At 37.6% G+C, this 15027-nt stretch carries 17 protein-coding genes; 2 read left to right on the plus strand and 15 right to left on the minus strand.

The features are described 5' to 3' along the window. Position 1 precedes the first annotated feature (1 nt). Both MR041_RS11990 and MR041_RS11995 read left to right on the plus strand, forming a co-directional pair. Positions 2 to 1426 (plus strand): DUF1501 domain-containing protein, encoded by a 1425-nt coding sequence (locus MR041_RS11990; RefSeq protein WP_242094250.1) that lies wholly within the window; start codon positions 2 to 4, stop codon positions 1424 to 1426. Next, positions 1426 to 2835: a DUF2231 domain-containing protein gene (locus tag MR041_RS11995; RefSeq protein WP_242094253.1), complete on the plus strand. Its 1410-nt coding sequence runs from the start codon at positions 1426 to 1428 to the stop codon at positions 2833 to 2835. The genes MR041_RS11990 and MR041_RS11995 overlap by 1 nt, the downstream gene beginning before the upstream one ends. 14 nt (positions 2836 to 2849) lie before the next feature. Here MR041_RS11995 and MR041_RS12000 read toward each other — a convergent pair whose 3' ends face one another. The 15 genes from MR041_RS12000 to MR041_RS12070 form a co-directional block, all read right to left on the minus strand. Beyond that, the gene (locus MR041_RS12000) at positions 2850 to 3413 is read right to left on the minus strand and encodes a hypothetical protein (RefSeq protein ID WP_242094255.1); all 564 of its coding nucleotides are present in this window, start codon (positions 3411 to 3413) and stop codon (positions 2850 to 2852) included. 553 nt (positions 3414 to 3966) lie between these two features. Further along, positions 3967 to 4344, minus strand: coding sequence for a DUF2200 domain-containing protein (locus tag MR041_RS12005; RefSeq protein WP_242094257.1), 378 nt, complete (start codon positions 4342 to 4344; stop codon positions 3967 to 3969). Positions 4345 to 4734: 390 nt separating this feature from the next. Beyond that, the gene (locus MR041_RS12010) at positions 4735 to 5562 is read right to left on the minus strand and encodes an NmrA family NAD(P)-binding protein (RefSeq protein WP_242094259.1); all 828 of its coding nucleotides are present in this window, start codon (positions 5560 to 5562) and stop codon (positions 4735 to 4737) included. Between the two features lie 28 nt (positions 5563 to 5590). Beyond that, a complete protein-coding gene (locus MR041_RS12015) occupies positions 5591 to 6094 on the minus strand; it encodes an anthrone oxygenase family protein (RefSeq protein WP_242094261.1) in 504 nt (167 codons plus the stop codon). Positions 6095 to 6099: 5 nt separating this feature from the next. Next, positions 6100 to 6501, minus strand: a complete 402-nt coding sequence (locus MR041_RS12020) for a DUF5367 family protein (RefSeq protein ID WP_242094263.1) — start codon at positions 6499 to 6501, stop codon at positions 6100 to 6102. Between the two features lie 91 nt (positions 6502 to 6592). Beyond that, a complete protein-coding gene (locus MR041_RS12025; RefSeq protein ID WP_242094265.1) occupies positions 6593 to 7447 on the minus strand; it encodes a helix-turn-helix domain-containing protein in 855 nt (284 codons plus the stop codon). Between the two features lie 310 nt (positions 7448 to 7757). Beyond that, positions 7758 to 8216, minus strand: a complete 459-nt coding sequence (locus MR041_RS12030; RefSeq protein WP_242094266.1) for a hypothetical protein — start codon at positions 8214 to 8216, stop codon at positions 7758 to 7760. 80 nt (positions 8217 to 8296) lie between these two features. Next, entirely contained in the window at positions 8297 to 8515 is a 219-nt protein-coding gene (locus MR041_RS12035; protein ID WP_242094268.1) for a hypothetical protein, read from the minus strand. Continuing rightward, positions 8509 to 9450: an aldo/keto reductase gene (locus tag MR041_RS12040; RefSeq protein ID WP_242094270.1), complete on the minus strand. Its 942-nt coding sequence runs from the start codon at positions 9448 to 9450 to the stop codon at positions 8509 to 8511. The genes MR041_RS12035 and MR041_RS12040 overlap by 7 nt, the downstream gene beginning before the upstream one ends. A 54-nt stretch (positions 9451 to 9504) precedes the next feature. Then, positions 9505 to 10041 (minus strand): CIA30 family protein, encoded by a 537-nt coding sequence (locus tag MR041_RS12045; protein WP_422613576.1) that lies wholly within the window; start codon positions 10039 to 10041, stop codon positions 9505 to 9507. Between the two features lies 1 nt (position 10042). Further along, positions 10043 to 10972 carry an SGNH/GDSL hydrolase family protein gene (locus MR041_RS12050; RefSeq protein ID WP_242094272.1) on the minus strand — a complete coding sequence of 310 codons (930 nt, stop codon included), beginning with the start codon at positions 10970 to 10972 and terminating at the stop codon, positions 10043 to 10045. 179 nt (positions 10973 to 11151) lie between these two features. Beyond that, on the minus strand, positions 11152 to 11901 hold the full coding sequence (locus MR041_RS12055; RefSeq protein WP_242094274.1) for a DUF6090 family protein: 750 nt from the start codon (positions 11899 to 11901) through the stop codon (positions 11152 to 11154). Between the two features lie 134 nt (positions 11902 to 12035). Beyond that, positions 12036 to 13523: a pyridoxal phosphate-dependent decarboxylase family protein gene (locus MR041_RS12060; protein WP_242094276.1), complete on the minus strand. Its 1488-nt coding sequence runs from the start codon at positions 13521 to 13523 to the stop codon at positions 12036 to 12038. Positions 13524 to 14010: 487 nt separating this feature from the next. Further along, a complete protein-coding gene (locus MR041_RS12065; protein WP_242094278.1) occupies positions 14011 to 14754 on the minus strand; it encodes an NAD(P)-dependent oxidoreductase in 744 nt (247 codons plus the stop codon). Beyond that, on the minus strand, positions 14744 to 14911 hold the full coding sequence (locus tag MR041_RS12070) for a glycine zipper domain-containing protein (protein WP_242094280.1): 168 nt from the start codon (positions 14909 to 14911) through the stop codon (positions 14744 to 14746). Before MR041_RS12070 ends, MR041_RS12065 begins: the two co-directional genes overlap by 11 nt. Positions 14912 to 15027: the final 116 nt, after the last annotated feature.

The following is a 15027-nucleotide window of genomic DNA, read 5'->3' on the forward strand; positions in this document are numbered from 1 at the left end:
TATGAATGATCACCACCATCATCATCCAATAAGCCGTAAGGAGTTTCTGTGTAAGTCCACTTTAGGTCTTGGCGCCATATCTTTGGCGTCACTAATCCATCCATTAAGTGCATTTGGAGGAACCTTAAACTCAAAAGTTGGACCTCATTTTGCACCGAAGGCAAAGCGCATTATTTTTTTAAATATGATCGGTGCACCCTCACAATTGGATCTATTCGATTATAAACCTATTTTGACAAAAATGCATGGTGTTGAATTGCCTGAAAGCGTCATGGGAGAACGGGTAACGGCAACGGCGGCAGCACAAGCCACAAAGCCAATTGTTCGGCCGCTTTATGAGTTCAAACAGCGTGGACAGAGCGGCATGTGGATGAGCGACCTTTTGCCATACATGGCACAAATTACTGATGAACTCTGTATGATCAACTCCGTGTTTACAGAATCTGTTCAGCATGAACCGGCCCAAATGTTTACGCACACCGGTTCAGAAATCCCTGGAAGACCAACCATGGGTGCCTGGATAAGTTATGGACTTGGTTCAGAAAATGAAAATCTCCCTAATTATATTGCCTTAATGACCAAGGGAAATGAAGGAGGTTCTTCAAGATTGCTTTCAAGTGGTTTTTTACCAGCCGAACATCAGGGCGTACAGCTCAGAAGTGGTAAAAATCCGGTATTGTTTTTAAATAATCCACCAGGAGTTACCGAAGCCATTCGAAGAGGGCAATTGGATCATCTTCAAAAGTTACAGAATCAGAACTATACCACTTGGGAAGATGAAAGTATAAAAGCAAAAATGGCTCAATATGAAATGGCCTTTCGCATGCAGACATCTGTGCCGGAAGTAATGAATATTGAAGGAGAACCTGAGCATATTTATGAATTATATGGCGAAGACAGCAAAAAGCCCGGAACTTTTGCAAGTAACTGTTTGTTGGCAAGGCGGTTGATTGAGCGCGGTGTTCGATATGTTCAGTTATATCATGGCGGTTGGGATCATCACAGTGATTTGCCAAAACAGATCCCGAAAAACTGCAAAGATGTTGATCAAGGGTCTGCAGCTTTAATTATGGACCTTAAGCAACGAGGACTTTTGGAAGACACATTAGTTATCTGGGGAGGGGAGTTCGGAAGAACGAGCTTTTCACAAGGCCAGTTAACCAAGGATAATTTTGGGAGAGACCATCACCCGGATGCCTACACCATGTTAATGGCCGGAGCTGGAGTAAAAAAAGGACTTACCTTCGGTGCTACTGATGATTTTGGATATCATATCATTGAAAACAAGGTGCACGTTCATGATATAAATGCTACTATATTACATCTTATGGGATTAGATCATGAAAAGCTAACTTATAAATATCAGGGGCGTAGATTTCGCTTAACGGATGTTCATGGGAAGCTTGTAAAAGGTATTTTGAGCTGATGGATTGGAATCTTTTTTTTGGCCGTTTTCATCCTCTTATTGTTCATTTGCCCATTGGCATATTTATTTTGGGATATGGTTTTGAAATCCTATTTCAATTGGGTTATCGGAACATTGTTAACTCACGAAAAGTCATACTTTTAATATACAGTATTGGTCTTTTGTCAGGCTTTATGGCTGCTGTGACAGGGTGGTTACTGTCGTTTAGTAACGATTATGGGATTGAGCCGTTGAATGATCACAGGAATTTAGGAATAGTCACCCTTCTAGTCATGCTAGCTGTTATCATCTATCAGTTGAAAGCACCTGAAGCCAAGGCAAGACTAAAATTTGGCTTTTCAACTATTGCAATTTTGTTGACTGCGTTAACAGGTCATTTTGGGGGTACGCTTACCCATGGGGCTTCTTATTTGGTGGAATACGGACCTGAATTTTTAAAGAGTGAGGACGATTTGGGAGTTTCAGTCATCAATGAAATGCACCCTGATTCTGTTCATATTTACACGCATATTATTCAACCAATTCTTGATAACAAATGCACGACATGTCATAACGCCAAACATAACAGGGGAGGTTTGATCCTTGAAGGCTACAACAACCTATTTCAAGAATCCGATCACCACAGACCAATCAGTGCAGGAAATCTCCACACAAGTGAATTATATACCAGAGTGACTTTACCTGTAAATCATGAAAAGGTAATGCCACCAAGTGGAGCAGGATTAGGATATACCGAAATACAAATCCTAAAATATTGGATTGAAAACGGAGCAGATAGTCTCGCAGTATTTCATACGGAAACAATGACTCAGGAATTGATCGCATTAATGAATCGCGATTATGATTTGGATTACAGTCCAAAGCCCTATTACGATAGGATAAATGTTGAAAAACCTGATGAAAGCCTATTGGAAAGCCTGCGTAATTCGGGTTTTAGGGTAAATTACCTTGGTAAGACAAACTATTTATTAGATGTAGGATTCAAGAACGATGCTCTAAGCATCGAGAATATTGAATTGCTCAATAAAATTTCAGATCATGTGACCATTCTTCAATTGATGAACTGCAATCTTACTGACGACTTTTTAGAAGTCATGGTTCCTATGAAACATCTCACACGAATAGATTTAAGTAAAAATAAACAGTTAGGACATGTGACGGCATTTTTAGCAAAACACCAACACCTGGAATCCGTTAATTTAAATGAAACGAGTATTACTCATAATTCCTTACAGAATCTACTTAGGGGATTTGATGATTTAAGAGTTTACGTAAGAAAAACTAAAGTTACTCAGGAGGAACAAGACGCCTTGAGACAGGCTTTTTCTAGAGCAGAAATTGTTTCTGAATTTTCTTTTGAAAAGGTCGAACAAGCCAAATCTGTCTTTAGATCGGAATTGGAGAACTAAAGTTTGAATTAGATCTACTTATTTACGGCTATGAACTCAGAAAATCCTTGAACTGTTGCCTGAACGCATTCACATGGTGTAGGGCCTTCTTTTTTCTTGCGATTACAAGGTTCCTTAACTAATTCAGCTAAATTCATTCGTACCCATTGCTTTGCTTCATAAAAGAGGTCCGGGTCATTGGAAGAAGTTTTCACCGATTTTATATATCCGTCGACAAAGCTTAAATGAAAGGTATCTGTAACATGAAGATCAAGTTGAAGTGCTCCGATCAAATCGTCTTTTACGGTTACGGGACAGACCAAAAGCGTATCGTTTTTTTGAATGCACTTATCTCGAGTAATTACTTTATAATGACCACATTCAGCCCATTTTTGATAGAATAGGATGTTTAATCGGGATGAGTCAGCTTTAGATAGAATGGTATCCAATGATTCCTTGTTAAAAGAATAAAAAGCATCTAGAAACGTATTAGCTATTATTAAATTGTTATTCTGACTCAAGAATTCCTCCGATTTGGACCTGTTTTTACAACTCCCCAAAAGTATCAGGAAGAGGAATAGTGTTGCGTATATTTTCATGGGAAAAATTTTAAGACGATAAGGTTTATCTGGTTTAAAGCAATAAGGATTTAATTTGACAGTTATCCCACTTGGTAATGCAGGTCTTCAAAAATATAGTTTTTTCAGAAATCAATTTAATAGTTTGATCGTTTAAATGGAAGGAAAATTTAAATACGTGCATCTAATAATGAATTTTTTCTCTGCATCTAGCACCCATTAATTTATTTCATATGCGATAGAAAAAGTTGAGCTTTAACATTTAAATGGGGGTAAATCTGTGTAAAATCTTATAAAAATTGTAACAATACCAATAGTTTTATGTCTAATGACTAAACTTATCTTGTAAAGAACCTATACCATGCGTAAAACATTGAATTTAATCAAGGAGAAATTTTGTAAATTTTATCAGTGGGAATTAAAAACATTTAATAAACTGCTTGGTATTAAATAGACCAGATATACTTTATGCCCTCTTTGCCAACCTATGTTGACATAGATGCCCATATTAACTAATTAAGGTTTCAATGCATTGGACCTTTTTGGTTTGGGTATGGATGTGAAGTTGTTTATTTTATGAGATGTTTCTTTCTACCCTTAATATCTTCTCCATTTTACGTCCTTTCGCTAATTCATCGACAAGCTTGTCCAAATACCGCACCTGCCGGGTCAACGCATTATCAATGTCCTCAATTCGGTAACCGCATATCACACCCGTGATAAGGTGTGCGTTAGGATGTAGATCTGCCTGTTGAAAAAAGGCTTCGAAGGTTACTTTTTCACGGATTAACCCCTGTAATCTGTTGTCATCAAATCCTGTTAACCACGCTATCACCTGATGGAGTTCTTCTTTAGACCTTCCTTTTTTTTCCACCTTTGACAGGTAATGTGGGTAAACCGAGGAAAATGGCATTTTCCTGATGCGTTCATTATGTTCAGCTGTAACTTTCATGTTGTTCGTTTTATTTGTTCCTAACCATTACGGTTGTGATTTACCGCCATCAGTTTGCCTTACTTGAGCTGTTCTGAAATATTTTTATGGAGGCATATCACATAACTACATAGCATTATGGTCATTCCAGCTATTGGCGTTTTACTGGACTGAAAATGATTTTAATGCCTCTTCTAATATAAGGATTTTTCCTTCTGTCTTTGCGCCTGGATTACATTTTGAAATTGTGACTAAAAGGGTATTTTGAAGCGGATTTTACGCTATCAAAAGGTTGTTTTCCCGTATTATTGACGATCTCATCATAAGGCCATCTGTCATCTCAATTGAAAGGTCTGGGTGCTTTACATTTCGAAAGGTATTAATAGTTCCTTTTAATTTTAGAGACTGATCTTAAAGGACATTCCATACTCCGGCGGCGGCTGTTTTTTCGGAGTATTCTTTAAAACTAACAGGTTTTTTTCCGAGCACCTTCTCAACATCCGTTGTAATTACCGAGTTATCGGGATTCCCCAGGACCTCGGTGAACAGGTATTCGATGAGCCATATAAAATCTTCCGGAATCTGTTTCTGTCTCATGGCCTGAACATAGGACGCAATACTAATTCCTGTGAATTCTATTTCTCGTCCTGTAGCTGTGGAAATTAAATTAACAGCTTCCTCGAAGGTCAGCCCTTCAGGTCCCGTAAGTTCATAGATCTCACCATTATGGTTGTCTTCTGTTAATGCCTTAGCAGCAACTTCAGCAATATCCTGAGCATCAACGAATGGGATCTTCATTTCGGCAAATGGTAAGGCAACATGACCTTCCAATACGCCATCCAACAAAAAGTTTTCGCTGAAATTCTGATTGAACCAATTTGCTCGTACAATGGTATGTTCTAATCCGGAGTGAATGACAACCTGTTCACATAATTGTGCTTCGCGTTCTCCTTTTCCGGATAATAATACAAGCCTTTTTACATCGGCTCGCTTGGCAACCTTCACCAATCTTTCAACAGCTTCCAGTGCTCCAGGTACTGCGAGATCCGGCTGATAGGTGATGTAAATGGCGTTCATATCTTCCACCGCTGCTGGCCATTCTTCGGGTTTGTGCCAGTCGAATGCCGGGCTTCCATCCCTGGACCCGATTCTTACATTGTGACCTGCTTTATTTAAAAGATGTACAATACGTTTTCCGGTTTTTCCGGTTCCTCCAATGACTAAAATGTTGTTTTTCATGATGTGTATTTTAATTGTTAAAATGTGGTTATGATGATTGATTGGTTAATAGGAGACCAATAAGCAGTAGGACGAAGGATGCAATGGAACTTATCGTTCTAACCATATGCCATTGCTTCCATGGCTGTTCAAATTTTTGACGAAGGGCCTTAAGTTCTTCGGCAGAGGTAACGGACAGATCCGTCTTATCAAGCATCTCGTTTAACGGAACATTCTTAAATACAGTCACAAAAGCGACCCCAAGGATAAATAATAGTGCTGCCGTCACGAAAATCCAGAATGTTTTATCGGGATTCTGAAATTTGAGGTAAATAAGGACGGTGTTACAGAAGAAGGGTCCGAAGAACACAATCATAAAGGTTGTGTTAAGTATTACTCTGTTCATCTGCTGGAATGACTGAAGGAAATTTAAGTCTTCCAGCTGTCCGATTCCAGGGGTTACTGCATTGGTCCAGGTAAAACACAAACCTGCCGTAAGACCCGTTAAGATGATCGTGATGAATAGTACCACTGTTTCTAAATTGATGTCCATTTTCATTATTGTTTAAGGGTTATTGTTTTGTTATACACCATAATGTAGTAGTAAAGAATGGCGACACCGATAAGTTCCTGTGCGATGATCCAGAATCCCGGGTCTGTAAAAAAGGTGTAATGATTTCCACCGTTTGGAACTATAAAAAGGGGAACTGTAATGACAGCATCTAAAAGTGCTGCAACGAGAAGGAATATAAGACCAACAAAGGCACCATGGATATGACTTCCTCTATTATAGTAGATGGCTGCACCCAGCCATACCAGTGGGATGACCACAGTAAATAAAACCATATTGGCTTGTTGATTGGGATCCTCGTGAAATTGGAATTGGAAAGAAAGGGTATAACAGCTTACAGCAAGACCCCAGATTCCTACGCCGATTAAAATTGCTCTGATAGTTTTCATGTCTTTTGTTTTAAAATCACAAGTCAAAACTAAATCAGTCCCTTGGCAATTGTTTATTCAAAAAGAAGTATGATTTGTTCGAAAAGATGAGCTACTTGATCTGACTGGGTCTGTATCCGAATTTTTTAGCAAAGGCATTGGAGAAAGAGCTCAGGCTATCATAACCCACATGCCATGCAGCTTCCTGAACGGTCGCTTTTTTATTCCGGATAAGGTCATGGGCTGTAGTTAGTCTTTCATTTTGCAGGTATTTAAAAACAGGCAGTCCAAAAACTTCTTTGAACTCTTTTTTAAGTTTGGTGGTGTTTAAACCGAGTTCCTGAGATAATTCAGTTAAGGAAGGGGGATTATCCAAATTATTGGATAATATCGCCTTTGCCTTTTCAAGACGCTGCCTGTCTGCCGTTTTGAATTCCTTAGTTTCATATAACGCCAATTGACCAAAGAAATGTGATAATAATGCAGTGATCTGACTTCTAAAGAACATCATTTTGGTTTTACCTTGGTATTTAATGTTGAAAAGGCTATCAACGATATGATGCATTTCAGGAGTCATATAGAAACTTGGTCCTTCAACATAATGATCTTTCGGGTTCACTAATGAATCCAAAAGCTCTGAAAAAAGATCCCCTTCTTGATTGGGAAGATGTTGCAGGTTTCTTGTAGCAGTTGCTATGACAATACATTCCAGAGGATTGTCTTTTGAAACGGTATGAATGCAATCAACATGTTGGTCTGCAAAAAAAGAAAGGGCAAGACCTTTAGTGTAATTAAATAGGCGTCTTCCTGTTGGATAACGCATTTCTAAATCGACATTTCCCGCCCCATAAAATGCGACTGCGATGACCGGTTCATCAAATCTGCAAGTGTCTTTTACGACCGCTTTGGAGAAGGCAGTCTCAACCAATATGGTAAAATCATTGATATCAATTACATCCCGGGTCATTAAAATAATATTATAAATTCCTAATAGGTGGTGTTATGATCTGCTGTCGCCATCCTGAGTTCATCACGCCGGTGTCTTCATAGAATCACGGGGAAATGATTTCTAACAAGGCTAAATTTACAAATATTTAAGAAAGACGGTGATGGGCGCATTAACTTGTTGTGATGTCACCAACTTATTTCATCATTTAATTGGCGCTCAAAAGTGAATATTATTTCGAATAACAAAGAAGAATCTAAATTTTAATCCATTTTACAAATTGATTGACTTTGTTTTACTTAGTAGAAGGATTTCTACTCTATTGATGACATCATTGGTTCTTATCAGGGTCTTTTTTTATAAGCAGCGATATCCAATAGAGTAATGCTGTAATAAGTACCCCAGCTGGTATGCCATAGCTCAATCGCCAGAACCATCGCATCGCGGCTTGTCCACCCTGAAATGAGTCTTTTTCTGAAAAGGAGAAGGAAAGATTACCCGCAAGTAAATAGGATATGGGTACCCAAAGAATTCCCAATAGAATCAGGATTTTAATACCTGCAGAGAGCAATCGGCTAGGTGTTTTAGTCGGCTTTCGGAGCTCTTTAATGCCCCAATACAGGCTTAGTGGTAATGCCATCATCCCGGCCCATGTTAAAAACGTTCCGAAAGGAATTGATTTGTTTGGGTCTATTTCCATTGTAAGCAGTGAGGAACCCGTGGCCAAAAGTAGGAGAGTACTCAACGTTACGATCAGAGCACTGAAAAAATAGATCTTTCTTCTGTTCATTGTTCTAATTTTTTTCCGGCCTGACCCAAAACAGGGACATCTATATTATTGGTGAAGGAATCATATTCCATGTTATCCTTTCAAGGATACGCATTGGATAATAGCCAATCAATCCGGCCCGTTTTGTCCGCGATAAAATCTTCAGAACGGGTTGCATTAAATACACGATTCGCACTACTCATTTGTTTAATACATTCTAAAAACCATCGGTTAGATTGTGAGGTGAAACCACCTACAGGCACTTCCGATTGTATAGGTCGTTCCCGGCAATGCTGAGTTTTAAATGTATGACTTACCATGGCAGGTTGAGATGTTTAATTTCGGATTGGTAGAAATTTTCAAGTTTTTCTCTGAGACGAGGTGAAATAGAAATCGCTGTACTTTCTACATTATGTGTCAACTGTTCGATGTTCAAATTACCTGGGATGACGGTTGATACAGCGTCATAACCAAGGCAAAATGCAATTGCATATTGCGCGAGATGCTTTTCATTTCCGACAATAGACTTTAGTTGGTCCAGTAAACGAGCTCTAATTTTTATATCTTCTTCAGACCATCTGCTTCTAATATCAGTGAACTTACTTTGGGCATTATATTTTCCGGTTAGCCATCCGGAATCTAATGGAATTTTAACAATAATACCGACCTCTTTTCGCTTTGCAATTTCAAACCCTCTCCGGGTATCCTGATGAAAAATATTAAAGAAAGCCTCAATAACTTTTGCATGTGTGGTATCCATTAACAGCTTCATATCTTCGTAGGTGTCGAGAGAAGCACCATAGGCCTTAATTTTCCCTTCTTCAATTAACCGCTCCAGTATATCGTAATGGTCGTTTTTATTTCCGTCAAAATAGGTAGAAGGGGGATTATGAATAATAAGTGAGTCAACGTAATCTGTTTGAAGTCTTTTTAAACTTCCCTCTAAAGATGCTCTGATGTGGTCAGAACTGAAATTTAAAGCCCCGGTATGGGTATGGCCAAATTTAGTATTGATAACAATTTTACTTCGGTCTTTGGCTTTGAATGCTTTTCCCAATCTTTCTTCACTCGTACCGAAGCCATAATTTGGAGCTGTATCAAAAAAATTGATACCCAAATCCAGGGATTTATGAACAAGTTTAATGGCGTCATGTTCCGCCATACTTTTCCAATCCGAATGTTGTCCTAATTGCCAGGCGCCTAGACCAATTTCCGAAACCGGGATAGCGTCTTTGATGTATTTTTTATAGTTCATCTGATGATTGATTTGAATATTATGTTCAGAACTACATTGCTCTGCTTCATTCCGTTAACGCAATTCTATCTTATCGATCAGGAGTTTAAACCGTTCATTTTTTTTGTTACCAATCAAAAACCCGACTTCTTCAATATAGTGTTTTGAAAAATTGGGTATATCCAGGCGTCTTCCCCTAAAAGAAGGATACATGTCGTTGATAGGGATTTCTATTTCCTGCCAATCTCCGGAAGTTGTAAAAAACGTTATATAGGCATAATAATCTTGAGAAGTGGATTTTATTCGAAACTGATAGCGCTTGCCATCACCTTTAATATGGAGTACAATTTTTGTGTAATTCAAAATTGGGGTACGTTCAAAGGGGTACTTCACCATAGAGAACCCTCCGTTGTTATCCAATGATATGCTGCCTTCAAAAACACCATGGCCATCAGGGTTTAGCCCAAAGGTTCCTGCCGAGGCTCCGCCCATAACGACATCATCGACAATCACCCATTTTTTAATATCTGCGTTCGGATTAAAATCGAAAATTAGTTGTGCCCCCATACTCATAGTACTAAATAGGACCAATATAACAATTAAGTATTTCAATTTATTCTTTCTTTAATAACAATTGTATTTGTTGCTTAATCGCTTTCGACTTCGTTTGGAGTTCCTCCAGGGTTAAGCCTTCTGTCATGTTAGGCCTTTTATGACCTATATAGGTTAACCATGAATCTTTTGTCATTCGTTGGCGTTTTTGAACAAGTTTTAAGATCTCCATGCCATGATGATGTAACGAAAGAAAACTATTGATGTCTTTTCTTTTTTCCAGAGCAGTTTCTCCCAGAGATAATAAAATTTGTCTTGCCATTAAAAAATGGCCTTCTTCATTCGGATGAATACCATCTTTAGCGAATACAAATGTTGCATCTAATTCACGAGATGTTTCGAGTTGCTTTTTCATTGGCCAATGAATATCTATGACCTGCCATCCATGGGTGAACTGCTTACTTAACAACCAATCGGAATACATATCAAGGACGTTTGCATACGCTTTGCCTTTACGTTCATCATAGACAGCTGGGGTGATATGGAGTATTTCGGCACCTGATTTTTCTACTTCCTTATGAAGCCAATTCATGCCTTTCTTGAATTTCTTAAAGCGTTTCTCGTCGAATGGTAAATAAATACCATCATTCATTCCATAACAGGCAAATACGACATCCGGTTTTAATAGCTTAAGGACACGTTTTAGTCGTTCATGTAAATCGGGTCGTGGGAAGTTTCCATTGGCATGATTCAATTCAGACAGCCCCGATACCGTTTCACTGGGCAAACCTACATTTATAAATTCAAAGTTATCATGAGGGTAAGCGATTGAGAAATAGGCGTCTATAAGCTCTATATAGTGACCTTGATAGGTTATGCTGTTTCCTAAAAACACGATGCGCTTAACCGTATCGGAATTAAAATACGATTGTGCATGCATATGAAATTGCATTCCAATACTAAAGGCCAATAAAAAAATTAATTTATGCATTACTTCGTTAATATCGGGTTCTCATGCAACTGCCCATTTTAGACCAACGGCTTCTATGGATTTCCCATTCCTGTAAAGTTCGCTAAGATTAGCCGGAATAGGAATCGAACTATCTTGGGTCTGCCATTTTTGATTCAGCATTTCACAGGCGATTAATTTTATCCAGGGTCACATTTTCGTTATTTCTTCTTCAACTCTTTATCCAGTGTAATAATTAGCTCTTCCATTTGAGGGACTATTGAATCAAAGAAATTGATCACAGATTTGGAACTCGAAGATCCCCAGGAAAGTAATTCCAAAAAGGATGGATTTGTTCTAAGGTTTACATCTTTCATTCGGTTATAAAGGTATGTTACTTCTCCGTTCTTAATTTCTACGGATAAATCATCCTTTAATTGTTCTTCAAGCTTTTTACTCTCGGCAAAATAGTTATCCATAGTTATTTCTATTATTCCGGCTGCTTTGGGCAATTCGAATTCATATAAATCAATTATCATATTTCTCAAAGAATCATTGCTCACCCTGTCAATCCCCGTTGATTTCAAAGCTTCATAAGGCCCATTGTTATAGGTTAAATGAAAACCGGTTGTCAAACCATTGAAATGATGATTTATACTATCCCTGTTAATAGAATCCGATATAAGATAATTTTCGAAGAATAAAGCAGCGTTTTGTATTTTTTGCAATCGAGATCCGACCAGGTGATTTTTGAAATAATCAACATCCTTCTCCAAAGCATGTTTAATTTCAATTAACATTTTCTTTTCATAAACACGATCCTTTTTATCTTCATTTGCATTGTTGATCTGTAAGGCAATTAAAATTCCTATAACTACAAGGGCAATTTCTCCAACAGCGTAAACCAAGTATTTGCTAAACTTGTTTTCAGAGAGTAATCGCTGGCGTCTTCTTCTAAAAAACTTAATCATAATATTATCTTTTTTTATTTTCCGCAAGCGGCTATCTCAACCAAAGGTCTTCAAGACCTTTGATTTTGCTTTGCAAAATTGCGTTTCGATAATCTAAAGAATTTTATCATTGCTTAATAGTTGGTCATCATTGATTATGCATTTTCTGTCTCAGATAATTTTAGATGGACTCTATTACCTGCTTTAACTGTGATATCAATAATTTCTTCAATATCTTTTTTCGAAGTTCTGAAATTAACAATACAGGCTCTCAAACAATACATGCCATTGACAATAGCATTTGATAGAAATAACTTACCTCCAGTTTGTAATTCATTCAACAAAGCTTCATTTAATTTATTTAAATAGTCATTATCTGCTTTTTGATTAAGCGGATTATACCTAAATGTGGTAATACTTAAATTTTGAGAAACCGCATCCAATTGGGGATGCTTATCTGCTAGTTCATACAATAATTCGGATAGTTCAATATCTTCACTTATAAGTTTTTCATAACCATTCCGTCCTTCATGTTGCAGTGATAACCATACTTTTAACGCCCTGAACCCACGAGAGTTTTGAAGTCCGTATTCATAAAAATTCTGAGCAACTTCATTTTTACTAGTACTAAAGTTATAATATTCTGGATGCGAACTATAGGTGTCTATCAGATACTTCGGGTCTTTAACCAAAGTACAACCGGCTTCCAGGGGACTGTATAACCATTTATGAGGGTCAAGAGCAATAGAGTCAGCTTCCGAAAGCCCTTCAAATACCTCCTTGTATTTTGGGACTACCGCAGCGGGAGCACCATAGGCTCCATCGATATGAAACCATAAATTATACGCTTTACAAATGGCTGAAATGCCTTTTAAATCGTCTACAACACCGGTGCTGACATCACCGGCAGTGCCAATGACCATTACAGGGTTGTAACCATTTGCGATATCGTTTATAATTGTTTTTTCAAGGACCTGATTATTCATTTTATTGGATGAATCCGTCTCTATCCAACGAATAGATTTTAACCCTAAACCAAATAAAATTGCAGCTTTTTCAATCCAGGTATGTGTTGTTTTCGAACAATAAACAGATAGTTTCTTATTTATATTTGAAAGGCCATTTTCTTTTATACTTTTTGGAGCTTTCGCTGTTCTGGCAGCTAAAAGGGCCGTAAAATTCGCCATATTTCCACCACTTACTAATATCCCACCATAGTTCGGAGAAACACCGATGAATTCAGCCAGCCATTGGACTGTTTGTTTTTCAATTTCGGTGGCCATTGGGCTCAAAATATGTGCTCCCACATTAGGATTCACAGATGCAGCGAGCAAATCGGCCAGAGCCCCAATCGGGGAAGCAGATGACGTTATATATCCTAAAAATTTAGGATGACCATTAAATAGAGAATTATGAAGTAGTAAATCGGTTGCTCTCGTTATTAGTTCAGCCGCAGGTCTACCATATTCAGGCAAAGAGGTGTTTCCTAATAGGCTCTGTAATTCACTTGGACTTTTGTTAAATGTAACAGGGTTTTCATTAATTGTAGATATAAACTCAGAAATATCATCTATTAATTGATATCCTATTTTTCTAAATTCGTCTTTGTTGATTTCGATTGAATTAACTCGATTTTTTATCATAATAATCAAATGCCATTAGTGTTGCCAACTCGTTATGTTTCTATATCTAAGCTTTTACCCTTTTTAAATTTAACTAATATTCTTAAAGTCACAAGACGTTCCATGGTTAAATAAAAGAATAATATTGTGGGTATTGGTGGAGGGATTTGGTATAAAAATGAATGAATTTGTATTTAATTGTTATTAAATACAAGGAATCGATAGGTCGCTTAAAGGCTCAAAAACACTCTTAATATAAGCTTTTAGGTTAATTAGATGTAGCCCTGTCAAAATCTACTTTAGGAAGGGGTCGGGAGTACGAAACAGTATGATTTGGACCTATTATAAATTGACTGAAAGGAAGACAGGTAAAATCAAAATTTCCTTGAAAAAACATCACTTTTCAAAGATTTAGAATTTTTTAAAATGGTGGTAGTGACCTATGGCGTTGGTTTGATTGACTCAGGATTATGTTACAACAACTGTTTTTCTTCTCTATAGTATCGATTCAGTGCTTAGAATAGATAACAGGCATTTGGCCTTTCCATTCGTTCCATAACGTGTTATCATTTATCAATTCCGACATAAAGTGGCCTACATTTATTCGGCTCACCTTTCCAGCATTAAAAATTGCACTTCGAATCGGTGATGGGTATATCTCATATGCGGTAACCTCATCCTCATTTATCAAACCATCAGGTCTCACCGCCACCCATTCAATGTGTTTATCGCTTTGACCAATTTGTGTTCTTAAATAATCAGCTGCCTTTTCATTATCCACATGTGGTGGTAATAACAATCTAAGAAGGCCAATAACACATTTTTGCGCAAATGAAATGGGTTCGTTTATGTCTCGATTGCTGTTTCCCGATGTGTTCATTAAAACGAACTTCACAGGGCTTTTCAACTCATGATTTTTTACCGCATGACATAGTCGTTTAGTTGCGTCTGTCACGAGCCTTCTTGGTTCGCCATAAATACCTTTGAAAGAAACGACATGTCCCAAACAGGATGCTATGGTATCACAATCGGAGGTGTATTGAATCAATTGTTTTTCAGTTAATTCTAAAATGCTCGCAGTAATAATTTCTAAATTGGTACTCTCAAACCATGATTTTGGCAAATGTGCTTTTGAGCGCACAATGATTCTAACCTTATTTCCTTTAAGCAAGAGTTGATTCACTAAATGTCTGCCCGTTGCACCACTTGCACCAACGACCAAGACTAACATTGTATTCTTGTTATTGGTCATTATTTGGATTGCCGTTTTGTTGTTTTTTGACTAATGTTGTTCCAATACCAATGGCGATTCCTAAACTTAGCCAAAGGGCTAAATTGTCTGTTAGAATGCCGACAACACTTCCGATGACAATACCCAATGCCAATCCTGTTTTATTTTTACGTTTCATATATAGAAGTAATTTGTTTTTACCTGAACATAATTTCAGTGATATGACGTTTGGATTATCAGTTTGTTACCAATGGTTTTAGAATAGCCCATTTAATTTTTAAAATGCCGGCGGTG

The organism is Aestuariivivens sediminicola (genome assembly GCF_022662015.1).
Lineage (GTDB): Bacteria > Bacteroidota > Bacteroidia > Flavobacteriales > Flavobacteriaceae > Aestuariivivens > Aestuariivivens sediminicola.

What these genes read in the sequence shown, in the direction of transcription:
- MR041_RS11990 (WP_242094250.1), top strand. Translation starts at nt 2, where the DNA reads ATGAATGATCACCACCATCATCATCCAATAAGCCGTAAGGAGTTTCTG.
- MR041_RS11995 (WP_242094253.1), top strand. Translation starts at nt 1,426, where the DNA reads ATGGATTGGAATCTTTTTTTTGGCCGTTTTCATCCTCTTATTGTTCAT.
- MR041_RS12000 (WP_242094255.1), bottom strand. Translation starts at nt 3,413, where the DNA reads ATGAAAATATACGCAACACTATTCCTCTTCCTGATACTTTTGGGGAGT.
- MR041_RS12005 (WP_242094257.1), bottom strand. Translation starts at nt 4,344, where the DNA reads ATGAAAGTTACAGCTGAACATAATGAACGCATCAGGAAAATGCCATTT.
- MR041_RS12010 (WP_242094259.1), bottom strand. Translation starts at nt 5,562, where the DNA reads ATGAAAAACAACATTTTAGTCATTGGAGGAACCGGAAAAACCGGAAAA.
- MR041_RS12015 (WP_242094261.1), bottom strand. Translation starts at nt 6,094, where the DNA reads ATGGACATCAATTTAGAAACAGTGGTACTATTCATCACGATCATCTTA.
- MR041_RS12020 (WP_242094263.1), bottom strand. Translation starts at nt 6,501, where the DNA reads ATGAAAACTATCAGAGCAATTTTAATCGGCGTAGGAATCTGGGGTCTT.
- MR041_RS12025 (WP_242094265.1), bottom strand. Translation starts at nt 7,447, where the DNA reads ATGACCCGGGATGTAATTGATATCAATGATTTTACCATATTGGTTGAG.
- MR041_RS12030 (WP_242094266.1), bottom strand. Translation starts at nt 8,216, where the DNA reads ATGAACAGAAGAAAGATCTATTTTTTCAGTGCTCTGATCGTAACGTTG.
- MR041_RS12035 (WP_242094268.1), bottom strand. Translation starts at nt 8,515, where the DNA reads ATGGTAAGTCATACATTTAAAACTCAGCATTGCCGGGAACGACCTATA.
- MR041_RS12040 (WP_242094270.1), bottom strand. Translation starts at nt 9,450, where the DNA reads ATGAACTATAAAAAATACATCAAAGACGCTATCCCGGTTTCGGAAATT.
- MR041_RS12050 (WP_242094272.1), bottom strand. Translation starts at nt 10,972, where the DNA reads ATGCATAAATTAATTTTTTTATTGGCCTTTAGTATTGGAATGCAATTT.
- MR041_RS12055 (WP_242094274.1), bottom strand. Translation starts at nt 11,901, where the DNA reads ATGATTAAGTTTTTTAGAAGAAGACGCCAGCGATTACTCTCTGAAAAC.
- MR041_RS12060 (WP_242094276.1), bottom strand. Translation starts at nt 13,523, where the DNA reads ATGATAAAAAATCGAGTTAATTCAATCGAAATCAACAAAGACGAATTT.
- MR041_RS12065 (WP_242094278.1), bottom strand. Translation starts at nt 14,754, where the DNA reads ATGACCAATAACAAGAATACAATGTTAGTCTTGGTCGTTGGTGCAAGT.
- MR041_RS12070 (WP_242094280.1), bottom strand. Translation starts at nt 14,911, where the DNA reads ATGAAACGTAAAAATAAAACAGGATTGGCATTGGGTATTGTCATCGGA.